The organism is Jatrophihabitans sp. YIM 134969 (assembly GCF_054456675.1).
On record NZ_JBTJEQ010000016.1, the window covers coordinates 1 to 15,673 of the forward strand.

Consider the following 15,673-nt stretch of genomic DNA (forward strand, 5'->3'; position numbering starts at 1 on the left):
CGGCGCGGGCGCCGGCGCCGGCGCAGGCCCGCGAGCGGCCGGCCCCGAACGCGGCGGCGTGGGCGGCCGCGAAGCGGGCCGCCTGGTCGTCACCCCAACGGGACGGCAGGACCTCGACCCCGAGGCCCACCGCGACGCTCACGGTGGTGGTGAACGACAGGACGTCGACGACCACGACCGTGTCGGCGCCGGTGGCGACGACCGCCCCGCCGGTCGGACCCCACTCGAGACGCACGGCGTACGCCCCCTGGCTCCAGGCATCGGCCGGCCCCGGGTCCACGGGACGTAGCGTCTCGCACGTGACCGAGTACGACACGTTCGACATCCCGGTGCGTGGCGGCGGACTGCGGGTCGGGGCGTGGGCGAGCACCGACGTCACACGCGGCGCCGTGCCGACCCGGGTGGTGGTGGCCGCCCACGGCATCACCGCGAACCACACGGCGTGGTGGCCGCTGGCGCGGGAACTGACCGCGCACAGCGGCACCGTGTTGCTCGCCCCCGACCTGCGCGGGCGGGGCCACAGCGCCGACCTGCCCGGCCCGTGGGGCGTGGCGACGCACGCCGACGACCTCGCGAGCGTGCTCGACCACCGCAGCCTCGAACGCGTCGACGTCGTCGGCCACTCGATGGGCGGGTTCGTGGCGGTGGAGTTCGCGGCCCGGCACCCCGACCGGGTCGGCCGGGTCGTGGTGGTCGACGGTGGGGTACCGCTGCCGCGACCGGCAGGGGTGAGTGCGGAGGAGGCCCTCGCGGCGGCGCTCGGCCCGGCGGCCGCCCGGTTGTCGACGACCTTCGAGTCGGGGGAGGCGTACCGGGACCTGTTCCGCTCCCACCCTGCTCTCGGACCGCTGTGGAACGAGGACGTCGAGCGCTACGTCGACTACGACTACCACGACGGTCGCAGCCGGGTCGTCCGGGACGCGGTCGCGCAGGACTCCGCCGAGCTCGGCGAGGACGGTCCCGCACCGGCGGCGTGGGCGCGGATCGAGCAGTCGGTCCGGTTCCTGCGCGCCCCGCGGGGCCTGCTCGCCGAACCGCCCGGGCTCTACCCGCCTCCGGTGGTCGCGGCGTTCGTCGCCGACCACCCGAACCTGCAGGTCCGGGAGGTCGGCGACGTCGACCACTACGGCATCACGTTGTCCGAACGCGGCGCCGCCGCGACGGTCGCCGCGCTGGTCGAGGACTGAGGCCCGCAGCTCAGCCGGGCACGACGTCCAGGAAGCCGAGGACGGTCGTGATGCGCCCGTCGTCGTCGGTGAGGACGACGTCTGCGCCCTCCACCACGGGCGCGGAGTCGACCGGCCCGAGCCCCCAGCGGAACCGGGCCTGCCGGTGGTGGGCGTCGGTCGCGCCCAGCGGCGTGAACACGAAGCCCGGGAACATCCGTTGGACGGCCCCGATGGTCGCGTCGAGTTCGTCGCGGCCGTGGACCTCGGCGGTCGGGTCGACGTACGTGACGTCGGCGGCGAACACGTCGTCGAGCCGTGCGCGTCGTGCTGCGGCGTCGGTCTCGTTCCACGCGTCGAGGTAGGTGGTGGCGATGGTGGACATCGGTGGTTCCTCTCGTCGTCCGGTCGGTGACGGAGGAATCCTGGGGCGCGGCAGGCGGGTCGTCGATGACCTCGCAGGTCATGGTCGGACCGCGGCCCGGTCACTAGCGTTCGAGGCGTGACCACGACCGCGCCCGAACGTCCGGTGGGCGAACTCCTGCGCGGGTGGCGGGAGCGCCGGCGTCTGAGCCAACTCGAACTCGCGCTGCGGGTCGACGTCTCGACCCGGCACCTCAGCTACGTCGAGAACGGGAGGGCGCGGCCGTCGTCGGAGATGATCCTGCGCCTCACCGAACACCTGGAGGTCCCGCTGCGGGAACGGAACGAGGTCCTGCTCGCCGGGGGTTACGCGCCGGCCTACCCGCAGCGGGCCCTCGACGCCCCTGCGTTGGCCCGGGTGTCGGACGCGCTCCGGCGGGTGCTGGACGCGCACCTGCCGTACCCCGCGCTCGTGCTCAACCGGTGGTGGGAGATGGTCGACGCCAACGCGGCGATCACCCCGCTGCTGCAGGGGGTTTCTCCACAGTTGCTCGAACCGCCGGTCAACGTCCTACGGCTCACGCTGCACCCCGACGGCCTCGCCCCACGCATCGTCAACCTCGGCCGGTGGCGGGCGCACCTACTCACCCAGTTGCGCCAGCGCATGGAGACGACCGGTGACGACCAGTTACGATCGTTGCACTCCGAACTGATCGGCTACCCGGGTGCGGACGACAGCCGGGCCACGCCGCTCGACGTCGTGCTGCCGATGGTGCTCCGGGTCGGCGAGGTCGAGCTGTCGATGTTCACCGTCGCCGCCACCGTGGCGACCGCGGGGGACGTCACGGTCGAGGAACTGGTGGTCGAGTCGTTCTACCCCGCTGACGACGCGACGGCGACGATCCTGCGTTCCGCGAAGGGGTTCTGAGCGGTCAGAGGTCGGCGAGGGCGCGGACCGGTGACTCGATGCAGTCGGCGACGTACCGCAGGAACCCGCCGGCGGTGCCGCCGTCGCAGGCCCGGTGGTCGAAGGCCAACGTCAGCTCGGTGACCTTGCGGACCGCGAGCTCGCCGTCGACGACCCACGGCCGGTCGATGATGCGACCCATGCCGACGATCGCCACCTGCGGGTGGTTGATGATCGCTGCCGAGCCGTCGACTCCGAACACGCCGTAGTTGTTGACGGTGACGGTGCCCCCGGTCAGCTGCGCCGGGGTCAGTCGGCCGTCGCGGGCGCTGGTGGTGAGCTCGCCGAGCGCGGCGGCGAGTTCGGCCGTCGTCATGGCCTGGGCCCCGTGCACGACCGGCACGACCAGCCCCCGCGGGGTCTGGGCGGCGAACCCGACGTCGACGCTCTCGTGCAGCACCACCGCGTCGGGCTCGACGCGGGCGTTGAGTTCCGGGAACTTCCGCAGGCCGAGCACGACGAAGCGGGCCAGCAGCGCCACGACCGGCAGCCCGAGTTCGCGGCGCGCTGCGAGGAAGGCGGTGGCGTCGACGTCGACCCACACCGTGGCCTCGGGGATCTCACGCCGCGACCGCGACAGGGCGTCCGCCATCGTGCGGTGCAGCGGCGTGAACGGCACCCGCGTTCCACCCGATCCTGTGTCTTCGTGCGGCCTGGTGACGCGAGAAGACACAGGATTCGGCTGTTGCTCGAGGTCGCGGCGCAGGACCATGCCGTCGGGGCCGGAGCCGTGGACGGTCGCGAGGTCGACGCCGCGGTCGCGGGCCAGTTTGCGTACGAGTGGGGAGATGACCGGCCGTACGGTGACCGGGTGGCGCGCGGGGGTGTCGAGTGGCGCGTCCAGCTGCGCCGCTCGAGCGGTCGGTGCGCCGCTCGACGCGGGGGCAGTGGTCGCCGAGACCCGCCGGCGGCGGTGGGTCGGTTCGCGCGTGCCGTAGCCGATGAGGACGTTTCCCGAGTACTCCGACGAGTCGGCGTCGGCGGCGGTCGGGGCCGGGCTGTCAGCGGAATCGGCGGGGTCGGCGGCGACGCTGATGAGCGGGGTGCCGACGGCTACGGTGCCGCCGGGCTCGGCGTGCAGGGCGGTGACGACACCCGCGAAGGGCACCGGCACCTCGACCGCGGCCTTGGCCGTCTCGACCTCGGCCACGGGTTGGTCGACGGTGACCTCGTCGCCGACCGCGACCAGCCACGAGACGACCATCGCCTCGGTGAGGCCTTCGCCGAGGTCGGGCAGCCGGAAGTCAGGCACCGAACGCGCCGGGGGTGTCGTCCCACTGCAGCCGGGAGATCGCGTCGAGGACCCGACCGGTGTCGGGCAGGTGGTGCTCCTCGAGCATCGGCGGCGGGTACGGGATGTCGTGTCCGGTCACGCGCAGCACGGGCGCCTGCAGGTGGTGGAAGCACTGCTCGGACAGTCGCGCCGCGACCTCGGCGCCGTAGCCGCCGAAGCCCGAGGCCTCGTGGACGACGACGGCCCGGCCGGTGGCCCGGACGATCGGGACCACCGTGGCGTCGTCGAACGGTGCGAGCGTGCGCAGGTCGACCACGCCGACGTCGCGGCCGAGTTCGTCGGCGGCCGCCTGCGCGGCGTCGAGGCACACGTCGACCATCGCGCCGTAGCCGAGCAGCACAGCGTCGGTGCCGGGCCGGACGACCCGGGCGCGGTCGAGCGGGACCGGCTCGGTGCCGAGCGGCGCCTTGGCCCAGTAGCGGCGCTTGGGCTCGAGGAAGATCACGGGGTCGGGGGAGGCGATGGCCGCGCGCAGCAGGCCGTACGCCTCGGCGGGGGTCGAGGGCGTGACGACCCGCAGCCCCGCGGTGTGCGTGTAGTAGACCTCGGACGAGTCGCTGTGGTGCTCGACCCCACCGATGCCGCCGCCGTAGGGGATCCGGATGACGACGGGGAGTTCGATCGCGCCGCGGGTGCGGTTGTGGAGCTTGGCCAGGTGCGAGGTGATCTGCTCGAAGGCCGGGTAGGCGAACGCGTCGAACTGCATCTCCACCACGGGTCGCATGCCGTTCATCGCCATCCCGATCGCGGTGCCGACGATCGCCGATTCCGCGAGCGGGGCGTCGAAGACCCGTTCCTCGCCGAACCGTGCGGTCAGGCCGTCGGTGACGCGGAAGACTCCGCCGAGCGTGCCCACGTCCTCGCCGTAGACCAGCACGGTCGGGTCCTCGGCCAGGGCGTCGGCCAGGGCCAGGTTCAGCGCCTGGGCCATGGTCACCGGCGCCGACCGGTCGACCGTGGGCTGGAGAACCGCCGTCACGCGACGAACTCCGCGACATCGGCGGCCTGGGCGTGCAACGCCGGCGTGGGCTCGGACAACACGTGCTCGAACAGCAGTGCCGGGTCGAGCACGGGATCGGCGTTCATGACGTCGCGCAGTTCCGCGGCGCGGGCCTCGGCCTCGGCACTGATGTCGGCTGCAACGGTCTCGGTGAGCACGCCGCGGGCGGTGAGGTACGCGGTGGAACGTTGCACCGGGTCACGGTCGCGCCACGCCTCGACGTCGGCCTCCGTGCGGTACCGCGTGGCGTCGTCGGCGTTGGTGTGGGCCTGCATGCGGTAGGTCATGGCCTCGATCAGGGTCGGACCCTCACCGGCGACGGCGGACTCGATCGCGGCGCGGACGCTGGCGTGGACCGCCGCGACGTCGTTGCCGTCGACCCGGCGCCCCGGCATGCCGTAGCCGATGCCCTTGGCGGCGAGCGACGGGGCGGCGGTCTGCTTGGCGAGCGGCACGCTGATCGCGAACCCGTTGTTGACGACCACGAACACGACCGGCGCCTTCCACACCGCCGCGACGTTGAACGCCTCGTGGGTGTCGCCCTCGCTGGTGGCGCCGTCACCAACGAACACGACCGCGACGGTGTCCTCGCCGCGCAGCCGCGCCGCGTGCGCGAGCCCGACGGCGTGCAGGGTGTTGGTGGCGAGCGGCGTGCACTGGGGCGCGACGCGGTGCGCGTACGGGTCGTAGCCGCAGTGCCAGCTGCCGCGGAGCAGTTCGAGCGCGTCCGCCACCGGGACGCCGCGGTCGAGCACGGCGACGGTGTCGCGGTAGGTCGGGAACAGCCAGTCCTGGTCGCGCAGGGCGGCGGTCACGCCGATCTCGCACGCCTCCTGGCCGGCCGAGCTCGGGTAGACCGCGAGCCGCCCCTGCTTGGTGAGGGCGGTGCACTGGGTGTCCAGCCGGCGCCCGACCACCATCCGCCGGTGCAGGTCGAGCAGCGTCGCGTCGTCGGGGCGCCGGATGCCGTCGCCCGGTCCACCGACCTCGGGGTGGGCCTCGGTGCCGTCGGCCGCGACGAAGGCGAACGGCTCGTCGCCGGGCAGCAGGTGCTGGGCCGCGGTGACGGGGTGCAACGGCTGCGTGGTGGTCACGGGCTCAGTGTGTCCCCGTCTGGACGTCCGGAGTGGATCTCGCCGGATGTCCTGGACGAGTGGTCGCGCGAACCGCGCTAGCCTCGCCACGTGGCCTCCACCGACCCGCCCCGGCCGGACGTCCGTGGACGAACGGCCGGGCCCGCCGAGCTCGACGACACCGACCGCCGGATCGTCGAGGCCCTGCGGCACGACGGCCGGGCCTCCATGCGGGCGCTCGCCGAGCGGTTGCACGTCTCGCGGGCCGGCCTCTACGCCCGGGTGGAGCGCCTGCACGAGGCGGGCGTGGTCACGGGGTACCGCGCCGAGGTCGACCCCGAGCGGTACGGGTTCGGGCTGTCGGCCTACGTCCACGTCTCGATCAGCCAGCACTCGTGGAAGGACGTGCGGCGCCGGGTCGCCGAGATCCCCGAGGTGTGGCACGCCGCCCTGGTCAGCGGTCAGGACGACCTGGTGCTGCTGGTCCGCACGGTCGACGCCGCCCACCTGCGCGACCTGGTGCTGAACCGGCTGCAGACGATGCCCGACGTCCTCTCGACGAACACGGTGCTGATCCTCGACGAGATCCACGCCGGCTGAGCGGGCCGACGGCGTCGTCCCGGGTCGTCCCCTGTCGTCCCCGGTCGTCCCGGCTCGTCGCGCACTGTTCCCATCGCGTTCATCCCACGGGGCCGCGCCCGGTGCGACCGTTCTCGCCGTCGGTCACGAGGGAGGACAGCTCAATGGTGGTCAGTCGTCGGGAGATGCTCGCGGTGTCGGGTCTCGGCCTCATGGGGGCGGGACTGTCGGGCGCCTTCGCCGGGACGGCCGAGGCGGCGCCGTCGGCACCGGCACCGTTCGGGTCGCCCGCGGTGGACGGCTGGGGCCCGTTGGTACCCGCCGGTCCCGAGCTGGACCTCCCGCGCGGGTTCTCCTACCGCTCGTTCGGTGCGTCGGGTTCGACCATGTCCGACGGCCGCCCCACCCCGGGCTGCCACGACGGCCAGGGGTTGTTCGCCGCCGGGGCGAACCGCTACCGGTTGATCCGCAACCACGAACTCGACCTCGACATCCCGGGTGTCACCCAGAAGTCCCTCGCCGGACAGAAGGCCTACGACCGGGCCGCGCCCGCCGGGTGCACGTCGTCGCTCTACGACGTCAAGCAGGGCCGGCTGATCGAGAGTTTCCTCGTCCTCAACGGCACCCTGGACAACTGCAGCGGTGCGGTCACGCCATGGGGTTCGTGGCTCACCTGCGAGGAGACCACCGACGGCGTGGACGCCGGTTACGAGAAGCCGCACGGGTACGTGTTCGAGGTCCCGTACCTGTCGACCGGACTGGTGAACCCGGTGCCGCTCAAGGCCATGGGACGTTTCGAGCACGAGACCGCCCCGGTGGACCCCGCGACCGGGATCGTCTACATGACCGAGGACAACGGCGATCCCGGCGACGGTTTCTACCGCTTCCTGCCGACCCGCCCGGGGCAGCTCGCCCGCGGCGGTGTGCTGCAGATGCTCGCGGTCACCGGCGACCCCGAGTACGACACCGCGACCGGCCAGCGGGTCGGCGAGGTGCTCCCGGTGCACTGGGTGACGATCGACGAGCCGGACCCCAGCGACGCCGAGAGCAACCCGGGCGCGGTCTACGTGCAGGGACGCGCCAAGGGTGGCGCGAGGTTCCTCGGCCTCGAGGGTTCCGCCTGGTCCCGCGGCTGCGTCACGTTCGTCGCGAGTGAGGCGGGCGATTCCGAGAACGGCCAGATCTGGCGGTTCGAGCCCACCGGGACCGACACCGGCCGGCTGCGGTTGCTGTTCGAGTCGCCGAACCCGCGGACGCTCAACCAGCCCGACTCGGTGACCGTCGACCCGCACGGCCGGTTGTTCATGGCCGAGGACGGCGACGGCGAGGACGAGGCGGGCGGCGACAACTGGATCCGCACCCTCACCCCCACCGGCGGGATCGCCAACCTGGCGCGGATCGTCCCCTCGCTGGACCTGCACTTCTGGGATCCCGAGGACTTCCCCCGGCCCGGCCCGATCGGTGCGAGCGAGGCGGCCGGCCCGGTGTTCACCCCCGACGGCCGCTACCTGTTCGTCAACGTGCAGTACCCCGGCATCACCTGCGTGGTCACGGGTCCCTGGGCCGGCTGAGCGGCTCAGCCCGCGCGGACCTCCAGGACGCCACGACCGCCGAACGTCCCGACCGCGACGCACGAGGTGGCGTCCGTGCACGCGACGTCGCTCAACCCGCCGGCACCGGACGGGGTGACGGCCGCTTCGAGCGTCCACGTCCCGGGCGTCACTGAGCGGGCGACGAGTGCCTTGTCGGCCGTCCCGACCGCCGTGCAGGTGGCGGCGACGCAGGAGACGCCGGCCAGGAACGCGGTGCCGCCCGGCGTGGGGACCGACTCCCGTCGCCAGACCCCGCCGCGCAAGCTGGCGACGACGACCGCCTGCGCTCCCGGGTCGGCCCTGCCCACCGCGGTGCACCGGGTCGTGGTCGCGCAGCTGACCGCGTCGACACCGGGCACCGCCGGCCCGGACTTCCAGGTCGTGCCGTTCCAGACCAGGTCGACGTGGGCGATCCCGCCGCCGTCCTGCGGGCCGTTCCCCACCGCGTGACACGTGGTCGCGACGCACGACACCCCGGTCAGGCTGAGCCCGACCACGCCGGCCGGTGTCGGGACCGGCTCCGCCGTCCAGGTCGTCCCCCGCAGCACGTACGACAGCGAGCCGCCCGTGCCGAAGCGCCACCCGACCGCCACGCACGAGGTCACGGAGGTGCAGGACACCGACGTCAGCTGCCCCTCGACCGCGGGACCGGGTGCCGGGACCGTGGTCCACGTGCCGCCTTCCCACCGCAACAGGAGGGGTCGGACCCCGCTCACGCCGTCGGGGTCGTCGCCGTCGGCGCCGACCGCCCAGCACGTCGACGCGCTCGGGCACGCGACGTCGAGCAGATCGGTGAGCGGGGCGGTGTTGCGTGCCGGGACGGGTTGACGGGTCCAGGTCGTCCCGTCCCACCGCTCGACCAGGGCCCGGGTGGCACCGGCTGTGCGGAAGGTGCCGACGGCCGTGCAGGCCGACGCTGCGGAACAGGAGACCGCGCCCAGTCTCGAGCCGAACACGCCGGCGGGCGCGACCGTGGGCTCGACCGTCCAGGTGCCGGTGAACCGTTCGACGAACGGCACGCCGCCGCCGTTGCCGACCGCCGTGCAGGCCTTCGCGCCGGTGCACGAGATCCCGGTGAGGGCGCCGTAGTCCGCCACCGGCGTGGGCTCGGGCAGCGTCGTCACCGACCAGGTGCCGGCGGCGTTGCGCCGGGCGACGGCCGGGACGGGCACGCCTCCGGAGGTGCGGGTGGTCGTGGCCGTGCAGCTGGCGGTGGTGGGGCACGAGACCTCGCCGAGGGCGCGTACGCCCGGCGGCGTGTCCGCGGTCCACGCCGCACCGCTCGACCGCAACGCCCGCGGAACGTCCTTCCCGCTGTCGAGGTCGTAGTAGTAGCCGACGGCGGTGCAGGTCGTGGTCGTCGGGCACGCGACGCCGGACAGCTCGCTGATGCCTGCGGACTCCGGCACCGCCGGTGCGTGCTGCCGCTTCCAGTTCGTGCCGTCCCACCCCAGGATCAGCCCGGCGGCGTCGGCGCCCTGACCCGTCGCGACGCAGGTGGTCGCGGCGGCGCAACTGACCGCCTCCAGGCCCTCGTAGGTGTGGTCCGACGGCGTGACGACCGGCACCGGCACCGACCGCCACCCCGCGGCGCCGTACGCGTAGGCCAGCGAGGCCCGGCTGCCGTCGGACGCCTCGGTGTCGCCGACCGCGAGGCACGAGGTCGCCGTCGCGCAGGAGACCGCCGAGAGCCGGCCGGTCGCGCGTCCGGACGGCAGGGCCAGGTCGGACCGCCGCCAGGTCGAGCCGTTCCAGACGTAGGCGAGCGGCCGGTCGTCGGCGGGGTCGAACCCGCCGCCCGCGCCGGTCGGGCTCCAGCGACCGACCGCGGTGCACGCGGTCGCCGTCGCGCACGAGACGCCGGCCAGCTCGATGGTCACCGCGCCGTCGGGCGTCGTGACGGTGATCGGCCGCCAGGTCGAGCCCCTGCGCTGCGCGATCAACGCCCGCTGCCGCCCGGACGGGTCGTGGTAGCTGCCGACCTCGGTGCAGACGGTGCCGTCGGGTGCACACCCCACGGCCTCGACGTCGCCGTTCGGTGCCGTCGGCACGGTCGGCGTGACGAGCGTCCACGGGGACGCGGCCGCCGGACCCGGCGCCGCGGCGGCCGGTGGCGTGACGGCAGCGAGCCCGGCCGCGACGACGGCGGCGACGAGCAGGCCGGTGTGGCGTGATGGCATCGAACGAACCCCCGTCGTCCCGCGGCCACCCGACGCGGCCGGTCGTATCGTGCTCGCCCGGCGGGTCCCGGCACAACAACTCGCCGCGGAACTTTCACGGCGGTAGGCGTCAGCCCCAACCGGCCACACGGGTGAGGGCCGCGGCCACGGCGGCGACGACCACGACGACGATGAACGGGGCGCGCAGCACGAGGGCGACCACGGCTGCTCCGATGCCGACGACCCGGGCGTCAACGGTCAGGTGGTCGCCGGTGGCGACGGTCTGCACGACGACCAGGGCGGCGAGCAGGGCGACCGGGAGCAGGGTGGTCACCCGGACGGCCACGGGGTGGTCGAGCCACCGGGCCGGGACGAGATGACCCAGCAGCTTCAGGGCGTACGCCGCGGCGCTCGCCGCGAGCACCGCGATCCACGCCGCCGTCACGGGGCGCTCCGACGTGGACGCAACCCGGCGAGCACGGCGACGCCCGCGGCCGCGACGACCGGGAGGCCCGGCGGGACCACCGGTACCAGCGCCGCGGCCACCCCGCCCGCGACGACCGCCACCGCGACCGGTTCCCGCCGGCGCAGGCGGGGCCACAGCAGGGCGAGGAAGGCGGCGGCCGCTGCGGCGTCGAGGCCGTAGCGGCGGGGATCGCCCAGGGCGTCACCCGCCAGGGCGCCGACCAGCGTCATGAGGTTCCACGCGACGAACACCGTGACACCGGTGACCCAGAAACCACGGCGCCGCGATGCGGTGTCGGGCTGCGCCACCGCGACCGCCGTCGACTCGTCGATCGTGAGGTGGGCGGCGAGCGGCTTGTTCCTGGTCCGCAACCGCAGCAGCGGTGAGAGCTGCAGGCCGTACAGGGCGTTGCGCACACCCAGCAGGGTGGAGGCCGCGATCGCCGCTCCGGCGCTGCCGCCCGCGCCGAGCACGCCGACCAGCGCGAACTGCGAGCCGCCGCTGAACAGCAGCAGCGACGTGAGGCACGCCTGCCAGACCGTCAGGCCGTTGGCGACCGCGAGCGCACCGAGGCTGACGCCGTAGAGCCCGGTCGCGACGCCGACCGACAACCCCTGCCGGGTCGCCTGGCGCGACGCCTCGTCCCGGTCCACCCGCGCACCATAGGCCGCGTCGCGCGGGTGGACCGGACGGTGGTCTCACCCCACCGGGTAGCTGAACCGTTGCACCTGCGAACCGTCGAGCGACAGCGTCCAGCCGGTGTGCGTCGCCGGGTCGAGCTGCACCCGCCGGACCGTGCCGCCGTCCCACTCGCCCAACGGCGCGGAGAAGCCGAAGCCACGCAGCGTGGCGGTCGGAGCGCCGAGCGCCGTCAACGGGGCGACGTCGAACTGCGCGGTGGCGTTGTTGTCGGTCTGGATGCCCGCCGCCGAACCGAACCGCGGGTGCCCGAGGGGATAGGGGTAGCCCTCGAGCGCCACCCCGGCGGCACCGTCGGCCGCGAGAGTGCGCGGGGTCTCGACGCGGGCGAGGACCGGGGTGCCCTGCGTGAGCGTGGTCAGGTCGACCGGCACGAGTGAACTCTGACCGGCGGCGTTGAGACTGAACGACCGGTAGCTGAACTCCAGCAGTTGCTCGTGGCCGGCCACGACCGCGGCGGCGGCCGAGCACTTCACGCTGGAGCCGGGCGTCACCGTGCCGGTCGCGGCGTCGAAGCGGGCGAGCGGCGCCGGGGCGCCGAAGGCGAAGCAGATGCCGCCCACCCGCAGCTGCTCGAACAGGAAGGCCCCGGTGTCGGGGTCGACGTCGACCCGGTCGAAGCTCCCGGCCGGCACGTCGGTGCCGTCGAGCGCGACCGGCTTGCCGACCACACCGGTGCGCAGTGCAACGGTCAGGGCGAGGTCCGCGCCGTCGGCCGCGGCGTCCTGTGCGAGCAGCACCGCCCGGTGGCGCGTGCCGTCGACCGCGCCGCCCAGCACCAGCGTCTTCGAGCTGGTGAAGGTCTGACGCCGGACCAGTTGGCGGGTGTTCGTCGCCCAGGTCTCGACCGCGAGCTGCTTGCCGCCTCCCAGGTAGTGCATCACCACGGCGCGGTGCAACGCGGCGTCGACCCCGACGAGTTGGAACCCGCCGCCGGTGGTGCCGTCGCTGGTGAGCGCCGCGCCCGTCGTCCCGGTCGAGGCGTTGAAGCGCACGACGCTGGACCCGGTCGCGCCGGCCGGTCGGACCACCGCCAGCGAGTCGGCTCCGGCCACCGCGAAGTCCGTGACGCTGCCGCCGCCCGGCACACCGACTCCGGGGACGACGAGCGACGAGGTCGGCGAGGCCTGACCGAGCAGGGATCCGTCGCCGGCGGTGGCGAGGACGCGGACGTTGAACGTGACCGCGTCGAGCCCGAGGGGGGCGGCGTCCAGTGTGACGCTGCCCGACCGGCCGGCGAGCGACCCGTGGGCGACCGAACCGGAGTTCACGCCGTCCTGGTCGAGGGTGGTGCCGTTCTGGTTGGTCACGGTGTTGAGCGCGTTGTAGAGCGTCGGCCCCGCGGCCGAGATCTCGTAGACCGCGCCGGTCGCGCCGGCCACCGACCCCACGTTCCACGACAGGCGGTAGGTCGAGTCGGTGTGGCTCACGGTCGTGGTGTGGCCACCGTCGAGCAGCGGGGCCGCCGGACGCTGCGCCGGGCCGGACCCGACCACGCGCACCGAGGCGAACTCCGAGTAGATGTCGTAGGCCCAGTCGTCGGTTCCTTCCGTCTGCTGGGCGATCCCGATGCCGTACACGCCCCCGCCGCCGGTGAACGCCGACGCCGGCACGTGCGCCGTGCCGTGGTCGCCCTCGAGCGGGACGCGGTAGGCCGGGCTGAACACCGGGCCGAGGGCCGGGTTCCAGTGACCGACGTGCGAGACCACGAGCATCGGGTGCGTGACCACGCGCGCACCGCGCAGGTCCCAGGTCACCGACGTCCCCGAACCGGCGGCCACCGTGGGCGCCGTGATCGGGGCGAGTCCCTCGGCGTAGGTGCCGTCGGTCGGTCCGACCACGACGGTCCGGGTCGCCGAGGACTTCGTGGTGCCCTGTGCAACGGTCACGGTGTACGTCACCGTCCGGTCCGTCGTGGCGACGACGGGCAGCCCTGCCGCGGTCAGCAGTTCGGTGGGGGTGATGCGGATCGACGGTGTCGACGACTTCCACGTCTTCGTCCCGACGCGGAGGCTGTAGGTGGCCGCCGCGGGACGCAGGCCGGTGACGTCCAGGCCGAACGTGACGGGGCCGACCAGGCCCTCGCCCGAGGTGGTCTCGAGGTCGATGCGGCCCGGGTCCGTGGCCTCGGTGAACGAGCCGCCGAGACGGGACTGGGTGACCCGGTGGGCGAGCGACACCCGCACGATGGCGGGCTTGCTCGCCGGCCCCGACCCGGCCAGCACCTGCGCGACGGCCGCGCCGGCGTCGACCTGGGGACCGACCTGCAGGGTGCGGTCGGTCTGCGCCGGCGAGGCGACCGCCCGCGCCGACGACGTGAGCACCTTCCGGACCTGGTCGGGGGTGTAGGACCGGCCGACGAGCCGCCCGGCCTGGATGACGAGGGCGGAGGTCGCCGCCACCATCGGTGCCGAGGCCGAGGTGCCCCCGGACAACACCGGGCTCACCGCCTGCGCCGAGCCGCCCAGCGTGTGTTCGAACACCGCGATGCCGTCGCCCGGGGCCGACAGGTCGACCCGGGTGCCGAAGCCCGACGAGTACGCCCCCGAGCCGTCCAGGCGGGTCGTCGCGAGCGTGCCGTTCGTCGCGCCGCGACCGGTCCGGCTGAGCGGCGCGGCCAGGGTGTCGTCGAGGGTGGTCGAGCCGATCGCGAGCGCGCCGCTGTCCAGGATCTTCGACGGCGTCGTGGATTCCGCGTCGTCGTCGATGGTGGTGGACGACGCCGGGTCACTGGTGCGGTCGGTCGGCGTGCTGCCGCCGTCGGGCCCGACCGACGCGGGCGTGTAGAGCCGGGTGCCGTCGTTGGCGGAGATGGTCACGACGACGCCGTAGCGGTGCACGATCGCGGCGATGGTGGCCTGCAGGACCGGGTCGTCCTCGAGGTAGCGGCCGGGGTAGCCCTCGGTGTCGGTCCCGAACCCGAGGCTCGCGGTGATGACGTCGGGCTTCGGTGTCTGCCGGGCCGCGGCGACGAGCGCGACGGCGATCTGGTCGTTGGTGGGGACCTGGGGCACGACGAGGCGGTACGACGCGCCGGGGGCGATGCCGAGCAGGTCGGTCGGGCCGTCGCCGGTCGCCCCGGCGCGCTGCGACCCGTGGGGCAGTGGCGCCATGACGCCGAAGTCGAGCAGCACCTCCTCGAGCGCCGGGTCCTGCCCGGTCGTCGAACCCAGCGGGTCGAGCGTGCCCGAGCCGGAGGCCGTGTACGTGGGGATGAGCGGCAGGGACGGCAGGTCGAGGAAGCGCTGGCCGCCGTCGACCACCGTGGTCGGACCGTAGGCCGCCACGTACGGGTCGGACTTCATCGAGGCGTCGGTCAGGTCGCCCACCGAGACGTTGGTGATGCGGGTCCCGGTTCCCGGCAACGCGCCGGTGCGGGCGGCGAGCGTCGACCAGGCCGGGACCGCGTCGACGCCGTTCGCGTTGAGGAAGCTCGCGGCGGAGGTCGTCAGCGCCGCGTTCGGGTAGACGCCGGGTTTCGTGGCGGTCCCGTTGGCCGCGGTCGAGGTGGGCGTCGTGGTGGTCGCGCTCCCGGTCGGCAGCGGTGTCGAGCCGGTGTTCATCCCGACGACCGCCCGGCGGCCCTCGGCGAACGTGACACCCGGGGTGGCACGCAGGATCGCCGCGGCCGCGGCGGGGTCGCCGGTGACGTCGACGACGACGGTGCGCGCGAGGTCGGGCGCGGCGGTGCCCAGCGTCGACGTCGCCGCCGAGGCCACCGCGCCCGCCTCGGCCGCGGAGAGCTGCGGCAACAGGGCGTGGGCGGTCCGGGCGCCGATCCGCGCGAAGGCGGCGTTGACGGCCGTGTTGGACGTGACGGCCGAGCGCTCGCCCGGCACGGCCGGGTGCGGGGTGCTGGCGCCGGTCAACCCGACGGTGGGGGCGAGGGTGGCGATGACCGCCGAGGTGTCCGGGGCCGGGGCGAACGCGGCCCGGATGCGGCTGTCGGACAGCTCGGCGCTGCCGAGGGCGAGGGCGGGCGCGGCCGGGAAGACCCGCTGGGCCGTCTCGTGTCCGGCGGCGTCGACCTCGTGCGCGACGCCGTTCGCGTCGAGGCGGATGGACGCGCCGCGCGGGAGGGTGACGGTGCGCGTGACGGGGGCCGTCGGGGTCGAGGGGGTGGGAGGGCCACCCGGCGCGGCACCGGCGGGTGCGGCGCTCACGACGACGACGGCGAGCGCGACGCTCGCGACGGTCGCGGCGGCGAGGGCGTTCTGGCGGGGACGACGCACGTGGGATCTCTCCGGTTCGGGACGCGGACCGGATGGGACGCCACCCGGCACTCGTATCGGACGCCCCCTGGCGGAGTGCCGCA

General features: G+C 74.3%; 12 protein-coding genes and 1 pseudogene. 4 read left to right on the top strand and 9 right to left on the bottom strand.

The window, feature by feature from the left end:
• Window positions 1-280: pseudogene (locus ACXR2U_RS10325) on the bottom strand (hypothetical protein); the annotation flags it as partial.
• A gap of 19 nt (window positions 281-299) precedes the next feature.
• On the opposite strand from ACXR2U_RS10325, the gene ACXR2U_RS10330 reads away from it, so the two are divergent.
• Window positions 300-1,187, top strand: coding sequence for an alpha/beta fold hydrolase (locus ACXR2U_RS10330; RefSeq protein ID WP_458824935.1), 888 nt, complete (start codon window positions 300-302; stop codon window positions 1,185-1,187).
• A gap of 10 nt (window positions 1,188-1,197) precedes the next feature.
• On the opposite strand, the gene ACXR2U_RS10335 is transcribed toward ACXR2U_RS10330, so the two are convergent.
• Window positions 1,198-1,551, bottom strand: coding sequence for a nuclear transport factor 2 family protein (locus ACXR2U_RS10335; protein WP_458824936.1), 354 nt, complete (start codon window positions 1,549-1,551; stop codon window positions 1,198-1,200).
• Window positions 1,552-1,668: 117 nt separating this feature from the next.
• On the opposite strand from ACXR2U_RS10335, the gene ACXR2U_RS10340 reads away from it, so the two are divergent.
• Window positions 1,669-2,457 carry a helix-turn-helix domain-containing protein gene (locus ACXR2U_RS10340; RefSeq protein ID WP_458824937.1) on the top strand — a complete coding sequence of 263 codons (789 nt, stop codon included), beginning with the start codon at window positions 1,669-1,671 and terminating at the stop codon, window positions 2,455-2,457.
• Between the two features lie 4 nt (window positions 2,458-2,461).
• Here the strand turns inward: ACXR2U_RS10340 and ACXR2U_RS10345 are convergent, their stop codons facing one another.
• The 3 genes from ACXR2U_RS10345 to ACXR2U_RS10355 are packed head-to-tail and all read right to left on the bottom strand — an operon-like array spanning window position 2,462 to window position 5,884.
• Window positions 2,462-3,748, bottom strand: a complete 1,287-nt coding sequence (locus ACXR2U_RS10345) for a dihydrolipoamide acetyltransferase family protein (RefSeq protein ID WP_458824938.1) — start codon at window positions 3,746-3,748, stop codon at window positions 2,462-2,464.
• A complete protein-coding gene (locus ACXR2U_RS10350) occupies window positions 3,741-4,721 on the bottom strand; it encodes an alpha-ketoacid dehydrogenase subunit beta (protein WP_458825013.1) in 981 nt (326 codons plus the stop codon). Before ACXR2U_RS10350 ends, ACXR2U_RS10345 begins: the two co-directional genes overlap by 8 nt.
• Before the next feature lie 44 nt (window positions 4,722-4,765).
• Complete coding sequence (locus tag ACXR2U_RS10355) at window positions 4,766-5,884, bottom strand: thiamine pyrophosphate-dependent enzyme (protein WP_458824939.1); 1,119 nt, start codon at window positions 5,882-5,884, stop codon at window positions 4,766-4,768.
• Between the two features lie 90 nt (window positions 5,885-5,974).
• Here ACXR2U_RS10355 and ACXR2U_RS10360 point away from each other — a divergent pair, with 90 nt between their 5' ends.
• Window positions 5,975-6,463, top strand: coding sequence for an Lrp/AsnC family transcriptional regulator (locus ACXR2U_RS10360; protein WP_458824940.1), 489 nt, complete (start codon window positions 5,975-5,977; stop codon window positions 6,461-6,463).
• 143 nt (window positions 6,464-6,606) lie between these two features.
• Window positions 6,607-8,013 (top strand): PhoX family protein, encoded by a 1,407-nt coding sequence (locus ACXR2U_RS10365; RefSeq protein ID WP_458824941.1) that lies wholly within the window; start codon window positions 6,607-6,609, stop codon window positions 8,011-8,013.
• A 5-nt stretch (window positions 8,014-8,018) separates the two neighbouring features.
• Here ACXR2U_RS10365 and ACXR2U_RS10370 read toward each other — a convergent pair whose 3' ends face one another.
• The 4 genes from ACXR2U_RS10370 to ACXR2U_RS10385 form a co-directional block, all read right to left on the bottom strand.
• Window positions 8,019-10,214 carry a hypothetical protein gene (locus tag ACXR2U_RS10370; RefSeq protein WP_458824942.1) on the bottom strand — a complete coding sequence of 732 codons (2,196 nt, stop codon included), beginning with the start codon at window positions 10,212-10,214 and terminating at the stop codon, window positions 8,019-8,021.
• A gap of 109 nt (window positions 10,215-10,323) precedes the next feature.
• On the bottom strand, window positions 10,324-10,638 hold the full coding sequence (locus ACXR2U_RS10375) for an AzlD domain-containing protein (protein ID WP_458824943.1): 315 nt from the start codon (window positions 10,636-10,638) through the stop codon (window positions 10,324-10,326).
• Window positions 10,635-11,312, bottom strand: a complete 678-nt coding sequence (locus tag ACXR2U_RS10380; protein ID WP_458824944.1) for an AzlC family ABC transporter permease — start codon at window positions 11,310-11,312, stop codon at window positions 10,635-10,637. The genes ACXR2U_RS10375 and ACXR2U_RS10380 overlap by 4 nt, the downstream gene beginning before the upstream one ends.
• Window positions 11,313-11,357: 45 nt before the next feature.
• Entirely contained in the window at window positions 11,358-15,590 is a 4,233-nt protein-coding gene (locus ACXR2U_RS10385; RefSeq protein ID WP_458824945.1) for a peptidase S8, read from the bottom strand.
• Window positions 15,591-15,673 lie beyond the last annotated feature (83 nt).

Excerpts from the sequence above, each read along its gene's own strand:
- ACXR2U_RS10335 (WP_458824936.1), bottom strand. The coding sequence starts at position 1,551 with ATGTCCACCATCGCCACCACCTACCTCGACGCGTGGAACGAGACCGAC.
- ACXR2U_RS10350 (WP_458825013.1), bottom strand. The coding sequence starts at position 4,721 with ATGGCCCAGGCGCTGAACCTGGCCCTGGCCGACGCCCTGGCCGAGGAC.
- ACXR2U_RS10365 (WP_458824941.1), top strand. The coding sequence starts at position 6,607 with ATGGTGGTCAGTCGTCGGGAGATGCTCGCGGTGTCGGGTCTCGGCCTC.
- ACXR2U_RS10370 (WP_458824942.1), bottom strand. The coding sequence starts at position 10,214 with ATGCCATCACGCCACACCGGCCTGCTCGTCGCCGCCGTCGTCGCGGCC.